This is a genomic window from Fructilactobacillus sanfranciscensis DSM 20451 (assembly GCF_001436035.1).
Classification (GTDB): domain Bacteria; phylum Bacillota; class Bacilli; order Lactobacillales; family Lactobacillaceae; genus Fructilactobacillus; species Fructilactobacillus sanfranciscensis.
In genome coordinates this window covers 21,742-36,879 of record NZ_AYYM01000010.1, presented here as the reverse complement: position 1 = coordinate 36,879, position 15,138 = coordinate 21,742, and the positions used below count along the sequence as shown (strand labels likewise).

At 35.5% G+C, this 15,138-nt stretch carries 13 protein-coding genes and 1 tRNA gene; 11 read left to right on the top strand and 3 right to left on the bottom strand.

The features are described from left to right. Positions 1–29 precede the first annotated feature (29 nt). The 6 genes from FD36_RS03955 to FD36_RS03930 all read left to right on the top strand — a co-directional run bounded on the left by FD36_RS03955 (position 30) and on the right by FD36_RS03930 (position 6,022). Entirely contained in the window at positions 30–731 is a 702-nt protein-coding gene (locus FD36_RS03955; RefSeq protein WP_056958147.1) for a GntR family transcriptional regulator, read from the top strand. Positions 732–843: 112 nt separating this feature from the next. Then, entirely contained in the window at positions 844–2,310 is a 1,467-nt protein-coding gene (locus tag FD36_RS03950; RefSeq protein WP_056958146.1) for a nicotinate phosphoribosyltransferase, read from the top strand. A gap of 11 nt (positions 2,311–2,321) precedes the next feature. After that, positions 2,322–3,161: an ammonia-dependent NAD(+) synthetase gene (gene nadE, locus FD36_RS03945; RefSeq protein ID WP_041817625.1), complete on the top strand. Its 840-nt coding sequence runs from the start codon at positions 2,322–2,324 to the stop codon at positions 3,159–3,161. Positions 3,162–3,213: 52 nt separating this feature from the next. Continuing rightward, positions 3,214–5,382: a Tex family protein gene (locus tag FD36_RS03940; protein WP_056958144.1), complete on the top strand. Its 2,169-nt coding sequence runs from the start codon at positions 3,214–3,216 to the stop codon at positions 5,380–5,382. A 57-nt stretch (positions 5,383–5,439) separates the two neighbouring features. Then, on the top strand, positions 5,440–5,877 hold the full coding sequence (locus FD36_RS03935; RefSeq protein ID WP_014081748.1) for a SprT family protein: 438 nt from the start codon (positions 5,440–5,442) through the stop codon (positions 5,875–5,877). A 59-nt stretch (positions 5,878–5,936) separates the two neighbouring features. Then, positions 5,937–6,022 (top strand) — tRNA-Leu (locus FD36_RS03930). A 91-nt stretch (positions 6,023–6,113) separates the two neighbouring features. Here the strand turns inward: FD36_RS03930 and FD36_RS03925 are convergent. Beyond that, entirely contained in the window at positions 6,114–7,304 is a 1,191-nt protein-coding gene (locus FD36_RS03925; protein WP_056958142.1) for an LCP family glycopolymer transferase, read from the bottom strand. A gap of 182 nt (positions 7,305–7,486) precedes the next feature. On the opposite strand from FD36_RS03925, the gene FD36_RS03920 reads away from it, so the two are divergent. Both FD36_RS03920 and FD36_RS03915 read left to right on the top strand, forming a co-directional pair. Beyond that, entirely contained in the window at positions 7,487–8,158 is a 672-nt protein-coding gene (locus FD36_RS03920) for a 2,3-bisphosphoglycerate-dependent phosphoglycerate mutase (protein WP_056958139.1), read from the top strand. 97 nt (positions 8,159–8,255) lie between these two features. Next, the gene (locus FD36_RS03915; RefSeq protein WP_056958137.1) at positions 8,256–9,308 is read left to right on the top strand and encodes a WxL protein host-binding domain-containing protein; all 1,053 of its coding nucleotides are present in this window, start codon (positions 8,256–8,258) and stop codon (positions 9,306–9,308) included. A 108-nt stretch (positions 9,309–9,416) separates the two neighbouring features. On the opposite strand, the gene FD36_RS03910 is transcribed toward FD36_RS03915, so the two are convergent. Beyond that, positions 9,417–10,751: a C1 family peptidase gene (locus tag FD36_RS03910; RefSeq protein ID WP_056958135.1), complete on the bottom strand. Its 1,335-nt coding sequence runs from the start codon at positions 10,749–10,751 to the stop codon at positions 9,417–9,419. A gap of 54 nt (positions 10,752–10,805) precedes the next feature. Continuing rightward, complete coding sequence (gene rpiA, locus FD36_RS03905; RefSeq protein ID WP_056958134.1) at positions 10,806–11,492, bottom strand: ribose-5-phosphate isomerase RpiA; 687 nt, start codon at positions 11,490–11,492, stop codon at positions 10,806–10,808. Between the two features lie 147 nt (positions 11,493–11,639). Between rpiA and FD36_RS03900 the strand changes: the two genes are divergently transcribed. The 3 genes from FD36_RS03900 (at position 11,640) to gltX (ending at position 15,135) form a co-directional block, all read left to right on the top strand. Beyond that, entirely contained in the window at positions 11,640–12,176 is a 537-nt protein-coding gene (locus FD36_RS03900) for a dCTP deaminase/dUTPase family protein (protein ID WP_056958132.1), read from the top strand. Positions 12,177–12,188: 12 nt separating this feature from the next. Next, positions 12,189–13,571 (top strand): DNA repair protein RadA, encoded by a 1,383-nt coding sequence (gene radA, locus FD36_RS03895; protein WP_056958130.1) that lies wholly within the window; start codon positions 12,189–12,191, stop codon positions 13,569–13,571. A gap of 73 nt (positions 13,572–13,644) precedes the next feature. Then, positions 13,645–15,135: a glutamate--tRNA ligase gene (gene gltX, locus FD36_RS03890; RefSeq protein ID WP_056958128.1), complete on the top strand. Its 1,491-nt coding sequence runs from the start codon at positions 13,645–13,647 to the stop codon at positions 15,133–15,135. Positions 15,136–15,138: the final 3 nt, after the last annotated feature.

Sequence of the window (15,138 nt, the reverse complement as noted above, 5' to 3'; positions counted from 1 at the left end):
TAAGTGGGAGTAGTTCAATAGGAGGAATCATGGATTTACCAGTGTATATTCAAATTCATAATGACATTAAACAAAAAATTGAGAATGAAGTATGGAAAGTTGGCTCTCGGATTCCATCCGAACGACGTTTAGCGGATGAATATCATGTCAGCAGAATGACTTTAAGGCAAGCTGTTCAAACATTAATTGATGAAGGCTTACTTCGGCGTGCAATTGGATCGGGAACTTTTGTGACCAGTCAGAAGGTCCAGGAACATATGTCTGGAATTTCTAGTTTTACAGAAACAATGGAAACTGAGGGAAAGACCCCCAGTAGTAAAACTTTATCCTATAAAATCATTGAACCAACTTTCAAGGAATCTCAAGCTCTAGAATTAAAAGACAATGAACGAGTTTTACGAATGGAGAGATTACGTTTAGGTGATGGAGAACCAATTTGCTTAGAGACGACAACGGTTAGTGCAAAGTTAATTCAAGGGATTAAGCAAGTTGACGTTACTGAATCATTTTATCGTTCGTTAGAAGTTAAAAAAGGGATTATTCCAGCTAGTGCTAAACAATACATTTCTGCAATTTTAGCTAATGATCGGGTTGCAAAAATGTTAGCAATTAAACCAAGAGATCCAATTCTAAAATTAAAACAAATTTCATATTTAAAAAACAAAAAACCACTTGAATTTGTGGAAACGCAGTATGTTGCCCAACGGTTTGAGTTTTATCTTAATAAATAAACGCCTGATTAGGTTAAACTAATTCGGCGTTTTTTCTTTTGGCTCTTTTAATGTTAGAATTAGTTCATATAATTTGGTCACAAAGTTTTGTTTTATTCTGGAGGAATAAAAAATGTCAACCATAGATGTTAATGCAAACCTTACTTTGCATACTGATGATTATGAAATTAATATGATGGCCACGTATTTTGCGAAAAATATGCAAAATCGTCATGCTGTTTTTGAAGTTTATTTCCGTGACATGCCATTTGGAAATGGATATGCAGTGTTTGCTGGATTGGAACACTTCATTGATTACATTAAAAATCTGAACTTTACTGATGCTGATATTGAGTATTTACGTAAAGAAGGCGATTATTCTGATGAATTTTTAGAATATTTACGTAACTTTAAATTTCAAGGAACGATTCGCTCTGCTTACGAGGGGGACTTGGTGTTTAACAACGAACCAATTGTTCAAGTTGAAGGAACGATTGCAGAATGTCAGTTAGTTGAAACGGCCATTTTAAACATTGTTAATTATCAAACCTTGATTGCAACAAAAGCCGCTCGAATTCGAAGTGTGGCTGGCAATGATCCACTTCTTGAATTTGGATCACGTCGTGCTCAAGAAGTTTCCGCTGCTTTATGGGGAACTCGAGCTGCTTATATTGGTGGATTTGATGCTACTTCAAATGTATTGGCTGGTAAAGAATTTGGAATTCCAATTTCAGGAACCCATGCCCACTCATTAGTTGAGGCCTTTGGAAATGATTACGATGCTTTTAAAGCCTATGCCGAAACGCATAAAGATTGTGTTTTCTTAGTTGATACCTTTGATACCTTGAAAAGTGGAGTACCAGAAGCCATTCGTGTAGCCCGTGAAATGGGTGACAAGATTAACTTTAATGGTGTTCGAATTGATTCGGGTGATATGGCATACATCTCTAAAAGAGTTCGTGAGATGCTCGATAAGGCCGGTTATCCCGACACCAAAATCTATGCTTCCAATGACCTTGACGAATACACAATCAGCAGTTTGAAAATGCAACATGCTAAAATTAACGTCTGGGGAGTAGGAACCAAAGTCATTACAGCTTTTGACCAACCGGCTTTAGGAGCTGTTTATAAATTAGTTTCTGTTGAAGATAAAGACGGGAAGATGGTTGATACCATCAAGCTTTCAAATAATGCCGAAAAAGTTTCGACACCTGGAAAGAAACAAGTTTGGCGGATTACCGAAAAGAAAGATGGAAAATCCGAAGGTGATTACGTAACTTTAGCAAATGAAGATCCCCGTGTTGAAAAAGAGCTTTACATGTTCCATCCCCAATATACTTACATCAATAAAACAATTACTAATTTTAATGCTGAACCATTATTGAAGGATATCCTTGTGGATGGTAAATTAACTTATAAATCACCAACTTTAAAGGAAACTAAACAATATGCTGATACGGTTCGTGGCTTACTTTGGCCAGAGTATAAACGGATGCTTAATCCGGAACAATATCCAGTCGACCTTTCACAAGAAGCATGGGATAATAAGATTAAATTAATTAAACAAATCCGCAATGGCGGACAAAAACGTTTACAATAGGATGATTACTTATGAACGAAAAACAAAAACAAATTCAAAAAGAAATTATTGAAACTTTAAAGGTCCAACCAAAAATTGACCCACAAGTTGAAATTAGGCGTAGTGTTGATTTTATCAAAGCATATTTTGCAAAAAATTCTTTTTTAGAAACAGCAGTGTTAGGAATTTCCGGTGGTCAAGATTCAACTTTAACTGGTAAACTTGGAGAAATGGCCATGTCAGAACTTCGCAAAGAAACTGGGAACGACAAATATCAATTTATCGCAGTTCGTTTACCTTATGGAGAACAAGCTGACGAATCAGATGCGATGGCAGCCATTGAATTTATTGGTGCAGACCAAGTTGAACGGGTTAACATTAAAGCTGCAACGGATGCAATGTTGAATGCTGTAGAAGCTAATGGAGATAAAATTTCAGACTTTAACAAAGGAAACATTAAAGCTCGGGAACGAATGATTGCACAATTTGCAATTGCGGGAGCTCATCAAGGAATTGTGTTAGGAACTGATCATGCTGCTGAAGCAGTCACGGGTTTTTACACTAAATTTGGTGACGGAGCTGCTGATATTACGCCCATTTGGCGTTTAGATAAACGACAAGGCCGAGCAATGTTAGAAGCCTTAAACGCACCGAAAAAGCTTTATGAAAAGACCCCAACTGCCGATTTAGAAGATGACCGGCCTGCACTTCCTGATGAAGTAGCACTGGGCGTAAGCTATAAAGAGATTGATGATTTCTTAGAGGGTAAAGATGTTAGTGAGCAAGCTGCTGCTACCATTGAAAATTGGTACAAGAAGACTGAACATAAACGTCATTCACCAATTACGGTTTATGATACATTTTGGAAATAAGCAACTAAAAACTTCGTTACTATGACGGAGTTTTTATATTGGAGGTAACGGAGTGGAAAAAGAAATTATTAAACAAGTTAGTCAGGACCTTTCTGACATAAACCAACATCAAATCGAAACAACTTTATCGTTACTAGATGAAGGTAATACGGTTCCGTTTATTGCCCGTTATCGTAAAGAAAGAACGGGGAGCCTTGATGAAGTACAAATTCGCGACATTCAAGATACCTATCAACGCTTATTAAAACTTAGTAATCGTAAAATTGATGTAATTAACAAAATTGCAGAACAAGGAAAATTAACTGATCAATTACAAAACCAAATTAAAGCAGCTAGTGATATTCAGGTAGTTGAAGATTTATACCTTCCTTATAAACAAAAACGGAAGACGAAAGCAATGCTTGCCGACGAACAGGGATTAACTCCGTTAGCTAATCAAATGATGAAGTTCCCAAGCCAAAGTCCAGAACAGTTAGCTGAAAGTTACGTTAATCCGGCAGTTGGATTGAATGACGTTACCGAAGTTTTAAGTGGGGTAGCTGATATTATTACTCAATCAGTTGCTGATGTAGCAATTTTTCGTGAATGGATTCGAAATTACACGGAAAAAAATGGATTAATTGTGACTAAGTTGAAAAGTAAGGCGGATGAACTTGATGAAAATCAAGTTTATGCAAATTACTATGACTTTTCTGAAACCATTAAAACAATTCCTTCTTTTCGGGTGCTAGCGATTAACCGTGGGAAAAAACAAAAGATTTTACAAGTTAAAATTGATGTTAACGAAGATGTTATTTTGAAATACTTAAACTTTACGGTAATTGGCAAACATATGGGGTCAGTAGCTGACTTTGTCGCAGATGCAGTTAAAGAAGCCTATCGAAAATCAATTCGGCCAGCAATTACTCGTGATGTTCAAGCAAAATTGACGGAAACTGCTGAGGAACACGCCATTGAAGTTTTTGGAAAAAATCTTTATCATCTTTTAATGCAAGCACCAATTAAAGGAAAGGTAACTCTAGGTTTTGACCCCGCTTATCGAACTGGATGTAAATTAGCCATTATGGATAAAAATGGTAAATTTTTGCATAAACAAATTATTTTCGCAACTAAGCCAGCTAGTGAAGCAAAAATTGCTCACGCTAAACAACAATTCATCGATTTAATTAATCAATATCATGTTGAAATGGTGGCGATTGGGAATGGAACCGCGTCACGTGAGTCCGAATTATTTGTAGCAGATGCACTCAAGGCAATTGAGTTTCCAGTTCACTATGTGATTGTGAATGAATCAGGAGCTTCCGTTTATTCTGCTAGTTCCAATGCACGAAAAGAATTCCCAGATTTATATGTTGAGGAACGTTCCGCCATTAGTATTGGTCGGCGTTTGCAAGATCCATTAGCCGAATTAATTAAAATTGATCCAAAAGCAGTTGGAGTTGGTCAGTATCAGCATGATGTTTCAGAGACACATTTAGATAAACAACTAGATCGAGTAGTAGAAACAGCGGTTAACCAAGTTGGAGTAAACTTGAATACAGCGAGTGTTGAATTACTGGAACATATTTCTGGATTATCAGCAGCAATTTCACAAAATATTGTTGATTATCGAGAAGAAAATGGTAGTTTTACAAATCGGAAACAACTAAAAAAGGTAAAACGACTTGGACCCAAAGCCTATGAACAATCGGTTGGATTTTTACGGATTATTGGTGGTAATAATCCACTAGATAATACTGATATTCATCCTGAGAGTTATGATCAAGCCCAATCTATTTTACAAGCACTTGATTTATCAGTTGATCAATTAGGGACGGATGTAGCTATTCAAAGTCTAAATAATGTTAATCCAAGTGAATTAGCAAATAAACTAGATTTAGATGAACAACTAACAGTTGATTTGCTAAACGGATTAAAAAATCCAGGACGTGATTTACGTGATCAAATGCCTGCACCATTATTGAAATCAGATGTAATGAAAATTGATGATTTAAAGCCTGGAATGAAATTACAAGGAACGGTTCGTAATGTAATTGATTTTGGGGCGTTTGTGGATGTTGGTGTAAAGCAAGATGGCTTAGTTCATATTTCACACATGAGTAATAAATTCATTAAAGATCCAGCAATGATTGTTTCAGTTGGTGATATTGTAGATGTTTGGGTACTGTCAGTTGATATAGATCGGAAACGAATCCAATTATCTATGATAGAACCGGAATGATATAAAAATTAAACACGTATTTATCTTTGGTTATAAAAAAATTGACTAGGAGTAAATATGAATGATCAAGAATTACAAAATTTAGTGGAAAATATATCATTAGAATTTTTTAAACGTCCGTTTTCACACCGTGCATATTTTAATCGTCGGTTAAAAACAACCGGGGGTCGCTATCATCTTAAAGACCACAACATTGATATCAATCCCAAAATGGCTAGTCAACAAGAAGTTTTGGTGGGAATTATTAAACACGAATTAGTCCACTATCATCTTCATATGAATGGTCATTCTGGTAAACATAATACAGTGTCATTTAAACGATTATTACATCAAGTAGGCGGTAGTCGTTACGCACCGCGAGTTGAACGTAATTATAAATACGAATATCAATGTTCTAAGTGTGGTCTAAAGTACCAAAGGCAACGTCGAATTGATACTAAAAGATATGTATGCAGTAAGTGTCGCGGAAAATTACAATTGATTCACACTAATTGATTTTAAGATTTGTATTGCGTTATTTATGATTTGTTGATATACTAAATACTGTTACATATGCGGCCATGGCGGAATTGGCAGACGCGCAAGATTAAGGATCTTGTCGGGAGTTTTCCCGGTGGAAGTTCGAATCTTCTTGGCCGCATTAATAGCAGTAGAAAAAGCAGTTCTCTTATGAGAACTGCTTTTTATTTTGCAGAAAAAAAAACACCTGCAAAATTGCAGATGAATTTTAATTAATTTGAAACTAATTCGTCGTTATTATTAACGCTAGTATTGTCAGTAAAAATACTGTCATCAGAGCTAGATCCGCTATTTGAATTAATGTGTTTTTGATCTTTTGTAAGGGTGGGAGATTTTTTTAAACCAAGCGATTCACGAAGCTCATTTGAAATTTTTAACAATTCACCATTCGGTGCTACTTGATAACTGACACCATCAACTGTAGCGTTGTCACATTGAAGAGTATCTTCTTGAAGGTTTTTAGTTGCTCCACGATATGCGGAACCAGCCGTCATCATATCTTCAAAAGACAAATTGGTGAGAATGTTTCCATCTAATGATTTTAAAATGTCACTATATTTAGTAACTGATGAAATTTTCAAACCATTTTTTAAAATCTGTTCTAATACTTCTCTTTGCCGAATTTGACGTCCATAGTCACCAAGAGGATCTTGATACCGCATTCGAGTATATTGAAGTGCTGTTTGACCAGTCATATGTTCTTTTTTATCTTTTTTAACACTGATTCCTTCGTAATTAAAGGTTAGGTTAGGGGTAATATCAACCCCGCCGACAGCATTAACCATTTTTTTGATACCACCCATATTGACAACTCCGTAAAAGTCAATGGGAACATTCAATAATTTACTAGCGACTTCGGTTGCTGAATCAGGCCCTCCAATTGTATAAGCTGCATTAATTTTTTCATATGGCATTCGATCTCCTGGAACAACAACTTTAGTATCACGGGGGATACTAACTAGTTTTGTCGTATTTGTTTTAGAATTAACCGTTGCAACAATTAGTGAATCAGTTCGACCTTTGTCTTTTCTTCCTAATGCTCCGGTATCTGTCCCCATTAAAAGAATTGAGAATGGTTTTCGTTCTTTTAAAATTTTAGAAACATTTCGAGAACTTCGGGATGCCATGTAAGTATCACCAAAGGTATCACGTGCTTTATTATATTGCTGATAGCCAAAAATTAAGCCAATTATCATAATAATTAATAAAATTACAAGAATGGTCCAATTAATTGGATGATATTCAATTTCATTTGATCGAGTTGAAAAGTTTTTGGGTTGATAATTATTTGATTTTAAATGATTATTTTTTTTATTATAACTAAATTTTTTGGGATCATTAATAAAATGATTTGTTCCAGAACGTCGTTTAGGGGTAAAATTATTATTTTCATTTTCTGCCATGATAAGTCCTTCTGTTATGTATTAAGCTTTTTCTTATTATAGTTTAATGCTAAACTTCTGTCTTAAAATCTTAAAAAATTTAAGTAAATTTATTTTTTTACAGCAAGACGAATGATTAAATAAAGGGCTTAGATATGCTACAATAGTTAGTAATGGATAAAAGAGTCAGCGAGGTTGATTACATGAGTAAGTTAGTTTTGATGCGACATGGAGAAAGTGTTGCCAATTATAACCACACTTTTACTGGCTGGAGTGATGTTCCCTTAACAGATGAGGGAAGACGAGAGGCTCATGAAGCTGGTCGCAAACTAAATGAATTGCAAATTAAGTTTGATGATGCCCATACATCATATTTAAAGCGTGCGATTATCTCAGAAAACATTGTTTTGAGCGAAATTAATCAGCTTTGGATTCCACAACATAAAACTTGGCGTTTAAATGAGCGTCATTACGGAGCATTGCGTGGTCAAAACAAACAAAAAGTTCGTGCTGAAGTCGGTGATGAGCAGTTTATGATGTGGCGACGCAGTTTTGAAGCAGTTCCTCCAAGATTAGAAGTGGTGCCTGATTTGCGACGTTATCATGATGCTGGAATTGATGAACCACGGGCTGAAAGTTTAAAAATGGCCTATCAACGTTTAGTACCTTATTGGATTGATGAAATTGCTCCTCGTTTGATGAATAACCATAATCAATTGGTTATTGCTCATGGAAGTTCTTTACGAGCTTTAATTAAGTATCTTGAGAACATCGATGATTTAGGAATCGATGGGGTTGAAGTAGGTAATGCAGAACCAATCATTTATACTTTAGATCACGATTTACGGATTTTGAAAAAGGAAATCTTAAATTAGGTTGTATTAAAAAATGGTTAAAAATTGTAAATTATTACCATAATATGTATAAACTGCTAATTTACTTTTGTAGTTTGTTGATTGAATGGAGAAAAATATGCTTAAAAAATTAAAAAAAGTAACATTTTTATTATTACTTTTACTGAGCTTTGTTGGATCATTTGTAACTTTTCAATCCACTAGTAAGGCGGAAAACGTATCGCAAAATGATACATTAAAAGTTGAACCACAAACAAAAAATTTGAAATTTCAAAATAATAATAGTAATTTTTTTGATTTTCGACTTAATAAACAAGATCAAATTAATCAAGATTTGGTCATTAAAGTAACTAATCCAAGTCATGATCAAAAAGTTGATTTCACGACTAGCATAAACCAAGCAACTACGTCTAAAGTTGCTAAAATTAGTTATGATGGCAAAGGTAAATCAGTTAAGAACTTATTCGACTTTAAACAAATCGTAACGGCCAATGATGTTAATGAAAATAAGATTACATTAAAGCCAGGCGAGAGTCGCGAGTTAAATTTTCATATTCAAACTCCTAGTAATGAAATGTTTAAAAATTTTAACGGAACTATTCTAGGTGGAATTTATATTGTTGCCCAACCTAATCATGCTAAAAAGATAGCTTATCCAATCGCAATCAGGATTAACAAAGGAACATCTTCTCCTAATATTGCTATGAAAAAAGTTAAAGTTGACACTACGTATAAGCATAATATGGTTGATGCGATGATTACTAATAATCATCCAGATATGTTATCTCAAATTAACTATAAAGGCACGGTGGTTAAAAAAGGAACTAATGATGTTGTTGCCAAAGCATCACGAGTTGATGGACAAATTGCACCAAATAGTCAATTTAAGTTTGAGATTCCTTGGTTAACTAAAAGAATTACGCCCGGCGCTTATACTATGAAAGTTAAAATCAAAAGTACCGATCCACAATTAGGTGTAAAAGGTGAAACTTGTTTTTTAGAAAAAAATTTTACAGTTTCAGTTCGGGATGCAATTGTTTTAAATGCAAAAGTTACTCATTCAATTCCTTGGCTATTTATAATTAGTGTAATTATTTTATTCGGTTTGATTATTGGGTTAATCCGGTGGTTATTAAAAATTCGTAATCGACGTGAAGGTTTAGAAAAATAAAAATCAATAAGAAAGCACTCGAATTCTGCTGAATTCAAGTGCTTTTTGTTTCACTAAAAAAGGTACTAATAACAAATTTAAGTTATCGGTACCTAGTTTCGTATTTATTTAAGCAAGAGTTCCCATTGGATCCCAAGGAGCTAATTCTTTTGGTTCTTCAGTTTGTTGTTCACGTTCTTCAGGACTTAGGTACTTTTTGTTAATTACGATTTGGTAAACGAATTGGCTAAACCATTCGTCACTCATCACAAAGTAACCTTTTTCTCCAACTTTATCGCCCCAACTGTTTTCAACCTTCCATTTAGTAGGTTGACCATCAACTAAATCAACACCAGTAATTACCATGGCATGATTCATGGCACTTTCACCATAATCAAGGCGTTCAGCTTTAGTTAATGAGTTGTTGGTGTGCATTAAATCATCAATGTGATATAAATCAGTATCCAAAATACCAGCTTTACGATCACTGTCCATTGAAACATCACTACCGAACCAAACTGTTTCTCCAGCTTGAAGTTGTTTGATAGTTAATTCTTTTAGTCTTTCAATTGGAAGGTTAAAGTGTTTAACGTCTCTTCCACCAACCACGTTACCTAACATTTCAACTGTGTAAGTTTTGTTAAATGGTTTATCAGCAGTAGGTGAGTTAATAATTGAAACGTATTCTTCAAGGTCTAAGTTAATGTATTTTTTGAAGAAATCTTTAGGAGTTAAATCTTTGTCAATGTGATAATTTTTATCTGCATCGCGGTATTCAAAGTTGAATTTATCAACTGGAACACCGAAAGCAAAAACTAACATCCGGTAAATTTCATTCATCATATCATCACGTTTAGCGTTAATAATTTCTTCACTTTGACCGTCATTTACTAATTTACGCAAGATAACAGCATCATGACGCAATTGAGTGTTTAAAGCTGCGTTGATTTCTGAAGACATGTTACTGTTGTAAGTCTCAGGCATAGCAGACTTTGGAACAATTCCATATTTTTCAATCAAGGCACAAAGCATATCCCATTGACCACCATCTTGTTGAGGAGTAGTTAATAAGAAATTAACTTTTCGAGAGTCCAAAGGTTGGTCAGCAGTATTGATAATGTTATTTAAGAAATAATTTGATTTTTCAAATTTATCCCAAAAGAATGTAAATGTTTGTGATAATTCAAAATCTTTAGGCACATTGAAGTTGTTTTCAACTTGAGTACGCATAGTATTAAGCGCAGCAAATACCCAACATCTTCCACTTTGTTTTTGATTAGCAACGTGTTGACTAGAAACATCAACTGAAAAAATTGGGTCCATTGTAGCGTTTGCTTCATAATCAGCTGCTGATTTTAAAATACCGTTATGAGTAACGGCCCGACGTACGACATTAGCATCTGCTAACTCGTTAAGGTTGTTAGCATAACGAGTAATGTTCTTTGGTTCAATAGATTTATCCATAATAAAAAGCCTCCCAAATAATTGATTGGCTTTATTATACCTTAATTTTATAATTTAGCGTGCATTAATGATTTGTGGACCGTCTGGATGTTGAACAATAATCGTATTAGCAATGTCCAAAAAGAATCCGTGTTCAACAATTCCAGTAATGGAATCTAGTGTTGACGCTAATTCTTTGGGGTCATCGATATGATCTAAGAACAAATCGATGATATAATTTTTTGAGTCTGTTAAAACTGGTTGTTGGTTTTCGTCTAAGCGAAGTCGTGGATTAAGTCCCATTTTAGCAAGCCGTTTTTCTAATTGTTTGCTTCCATAAGGAATAACTTCAAGTGGAACTGGATAGCTTAAAGTTTTTACCATTTTGGTTTCATCAACAATCCACATGTTTTTCCGAGAATTAACGGCCACAATTTTTTCCATTAGGTGAGAAGCACCGCCACCTTTAATTCCTTGATAATTTTCGTCAATTTGGTCAGCACCGTCGATTGTTAAATCGATGTGATCAACTTCGTCAACGTTTTTCATCATAATGCCTAATCTTTCTGCGTGTTCTCTGGTATATTTAGAGGTGGGTACACCTACGATATTTAAACCAGCTTGCACACGTTTTCCTAGTGCTTCGACGAGGTACCACATTGTGGAACCGCTCCCGATTCCAACAATCATTCCATCTTTGATGAAGTCGACCGCTTCACGACCAACTTCGGCTTTTTGTTTTTTTACGGCTTCACTATCCATGAATTATCCCCTCAATTGAACATTCGTTTTGTTTAATTCTAAAGGCTATTTTCCATTGATTTTATTGTTTTGTCAAGTTATGTAAATAGGCCGTAAACACTGTTAGAATGGTAGTATCCAATTATTTAAAGGTTAGGAGCTTTACAAATGAAAAGAGGATTCAAAATTGTATCAAAAGATCAAGGGTTAGGATTAGAATTACCGAAACGAGCTACCAAAAATGCAGCGGGTTATGATTTTGCTAGTTCAGTAGATATGACTTTGCCATCAATTTGGAAATTAGGCCTTTTAAAGGCGCTCAAAGTAATTTTAATGGGAAAAAACTTATCAGAAACTGATGCTGAAATGGCTCGTAAAGTATTAAAACCCTATCTAATTCCCACAGGGATTAAGGCTTACATGCAAGAAAATGAAGTTTTAATTATTGCTAATCGTTCTAGTAATCCTTTAAAACGCGGGATGATTATTCCCAATGGAATTGGTGTGATTGACGCAGATTATTACGATAATGATAATAATGAAGGCGAAATATTTGTCCAAATGATGAATTTTGGAATTACGGATCGTCACATTAAAAAAGGTGAACGAATCGGACAAGGAATTTTTATGCCATTTTTACTGGCAGATGATGATGAGGGACCAAAAGCAACCAGAACGGGTGGATTTGGTTCATCAGGAAAATAAGGAGGGACTTGAATGGCAAAGGCATCGACACGATTTGTTTGTTCTAATTGTGGTTATGTTTCACCCACTTATTTGGGACGTTGTCCTAACTGTGGTGAGTGGAATACGTTTGAAGAAGAAACGGTTACCAAAAACGATACGAAAACAGCCAATGTAACCAGAGGTTCATTTGAAGGGAACAAATCAAGACCAACTTTAATTGATGATGTTGACGCTCACGATGCACCCCGTTATAAAATCGAATCGAACGAATTAAATCGTGTATTGGGTGGTGGAGTAGTTCCAGGGTCTTTAGTTTTAATTGGTGGTGACCCAGGAATTGGAAAGTCAACGTTGTTATTACAAGTTTCTGGACAATTAAGTCATTATGGTAAACGAGTTTTGTACGTTACTGGAGAAGAAAGTGCGGATCAAGTTAAGATGCGTTCGGATCGACTTGGTGTTAAGCATCTTGATAATTTATATGTTTTCCCAGAAACTGATATGACGGCTATTCGGGAAGCAATTGCAAATGTTAAACCAGATGTTGTCATTATTGATTCAGTGCAAACGATGCAAGAAGGCGACGTGGCATCAGCAGTTGGTTCTGTTTCACAAGTCCGTGGCGTGACGGCTGATTTAATGAACATTGCGAAGACTAACAATATTACCATTTTTGTCGTGGGACATGTGACTAAAGGTGGAGCGATTGCTGGACCAAAGACTTTAGAGCATATGGTTGATACCGTTTTGTATTTTGAAGGTGACAAGCATCATGCTTATCGTTTGTTGCGAGCCGTTAAAAATCGATTTGGTTCAACTAATGAATTAGGAATTTTTGAAATGGTTGATACAGGACTAAAAGAAGTTGCTAATCCATCTGAAATCTTTTTAGAAGAACGGTTGCATAACGCTACCGGTTCCGCGATTGTAGTTGCGATGGAAGGGACTCGTCCCATTTTAGTTGAAATCCAAGCTTTAATCACGCCCTCAGTCTTTGGGAATGCCCAACGAACTGCGACAGGAGTTGACCGAAATCGGGTTTCTTTGATTATGGCCGTTTTGGAAAAACGAGCAGGCTTGATGTTACAAAACCAGGATGCATATTTAAAAGCTGCTGGAGGCGTTAAGCTAGTTGAACCTGCAATTGATTTAGCAATGGCAATCAGTATTGCTTCTAGTTATGAAGACATTAGTACTGATCCAAAAGAATGTTATATTGGTGAATTAGGTTTGACTGGTGAAATTCGTCGGGTTGATCGAATTGAGCAACGAATTCGTGAAGCTACTAAATTAGGTTTTTCCCGTGTGATTGTGCCCAAACATAATTTAGATGGATTAAAAATGGATTTTGATATTGATGTGGTTGGAGTTACTACCATCCGCGAAGCTTTGAAAGTTGCTTTAAAGAAATAGTGGTCACAGCTTTATTTTTAAGCCAAATAATTGTAAAATTAAATTAGACTAGATAAAGAAAAGAGAGATTTAATTGGCAAATAATAAAATTCGTGTTCGTTATGCACCAAGTCCAACTGGACATTTGCATATTGGGAACGCAAGAACTGCAATTTTTAACTATCTTTTTGCCCGTCATTACAAGGGTAAATTCATCATTCGAATTGAAGATACAGATACAAAACGTAATGTCGCTGATGGTGAAAAGAGTCAATTGGACAACCTTAAATGGTTAGGACTTGACTGGGATGAAGGTCCTGATGTTGGGGGAGATTTTGGTCCTTATCGTCAATCAGAACGTCGCGCTACCTATGATCCTTTGATTCAAAAACTTTTAGACGAAGATAAAGCTTACTATTCATACAAAACTGAAGAAGAACTTGAAGCCGAACGTGAAGAACAAAAGGCTCGTGGGGTAATGCCTCACTATGAATACGAATTTGCCGGCATGACTGAAGACGAACGCAAAGCTGCGATTGCAGATGCTGAAGCTAAAGGGTTAAAACCGGTTATTCGTTTCCGAGTTCCTAAGGATCATACTTACGAATGGGACGACCTCGTTAAAGGTCATGTTTCCTTTAATTCAGATAGTATTGGTGGAGATTTCGTCATTGTTAAACGTGACGGAATGCCTACTTATAACTTTGCCGTAGTTGCGGATGACCATAACATGCAAATTAGTCATGTTTTCCGTGGTGATGATCACGTTGCCAATACCCCTAAGCAATTAATGATTTATGAAGCTTTTGGTTGGCAAGCACCTAAGTTTGGTCACATGAGCTTAATTATTAGTGCCGATACCGGTAAGAAATTAAGTAAACGTGATGAAACAGTGCTTCAATTTATCGAACAATATCATGAATTAGGTTACTTACCAGACGCTTTGTTTAACTTCATTGTGTTATTGGGTTGGTCACCAGTGGGTGAAGATGAAATCTTTAACCAACGTCAATTCATTAAAATGTATGATGAATCACGTTTGAGTAAATCACCAGCTACTTTTGATAGTAAGAAGCTAGAATGGATTAATAACCAATACGTTAAGAATTCTGACGAAGACACCATTGTTGATTTGGCATTACGTCAATTAATTAAAGGTGGCAAGTTACCAGAAAATCCAGATGCTTTAACCATTGAATGGGCTCGTAAATTGATTGATGTTTACCGTCCACAAATGAGTTACATGGCTCAAATTAATGAAATGGCTAATGTTTTCTTTGAAGATCCTGAGTTGATTAAAGGGGATGCACTCGAAGAAATTGAAAACGAAACAGCTCCTGTTGTTTTAAAAGCCTTTGCCGAAAAAATCAAAGAACTACCAATTTTTGATAAAGTTGAAATTTTGAAAACCATTAAGTCAATTCAAAAAGAAACTAAGATTAAGGGTCGTCAATTATGGATGCCAATTCGAATTGCTGTAACTCATGAAATGGAAGGCCCTGAACTACCTGAATCAATTGAATTGATTGGTCGCGAAAAGACTTTGAAGCATTTACAACAAACACTTGATCAAATTAGCAAATAATTA

What these genes read in the sequence shown, in the direction of transcription:
- nadE (WP_041817625.1), top strand. Translation starts at nt 2,322, where the DNA reads ATGAACGAAAAACAAAAACAAATTCAAAAAGAAATTATTGAAACTTTA.
- FD36_RS03925 (WP_056958142.1), bottom strand. Translation starts at nt 7,304, where the DNA reads ATGGCAGAAAATGAAAATAATAATTTTACCCCTAAACGACGTTCTGGA.
- FD36_RS03950 (WP_056958146.1), top strand. Translation starts at nt 844, where the DNA reads ATGTCAACCATAGATGTTAATGCAAACCTTACTTTGCATACTGATGAT.
- radA (WP_056958130.1), top strand. Translation starts at nt 12,189, where the DNA reads ATGGCAAAGGCATCGACACGATTTGTTTGTTCTAATTGTGGTTATGTT.
- FD36_RS03935 (WP_014081748.1), top strand. Translation starts at nt 5,440, where the DNA reads ATGAATGATCAAGAATTACAAAATTTAGTGGAAAATATATCATTAGAA.
- FD36_RS03910 (WP_056958135.1), bottom strand. Translation starts at nt 10,751, where the DNA reads ATGGATAAATCTATTGAACCAAAGAACATTACTCGTTATGCTAACAAC.
- FD36_RS03920 (WP_056958139.1), top strand. Translation starts at nt 7,487, where the DNA reads ATGAGTAAGTTAGTTTTGATGCGACATGGAGAAAGTGTTGCCAATTAT.
- rpiA (WP_056958134.1), bottom strand. Translation starts at nt 11,492, where the DNA reads ATGGATAGTGAAGCCGTAAAAAAACAAAAAGCCGAAGTTGGTCGTGAA.
- FD36_RS03900 (WP_056958132.1), top strand. Translation starts at nt 11,640, where the DNA reads ATGAAAAGAGGATTCAAAATTGTATCAAAAGATCAAGGGTTAGGATTA.
- FD36_RS03915 (WP_056958137.1), top strand. Translation starts at nt 8,256, where the DNA reads ATGCTTAAAAAATTAAAAAAAGTAACATTTTTATTATTACTTTTACTG.
- FD36_RS03955 (WP_056958147.1), top strand. Translation starts at nt 30, where the DNA reads ATGGATTTACCAGTGTATATTCAAATTCATAATGACATTAAACAAAAA.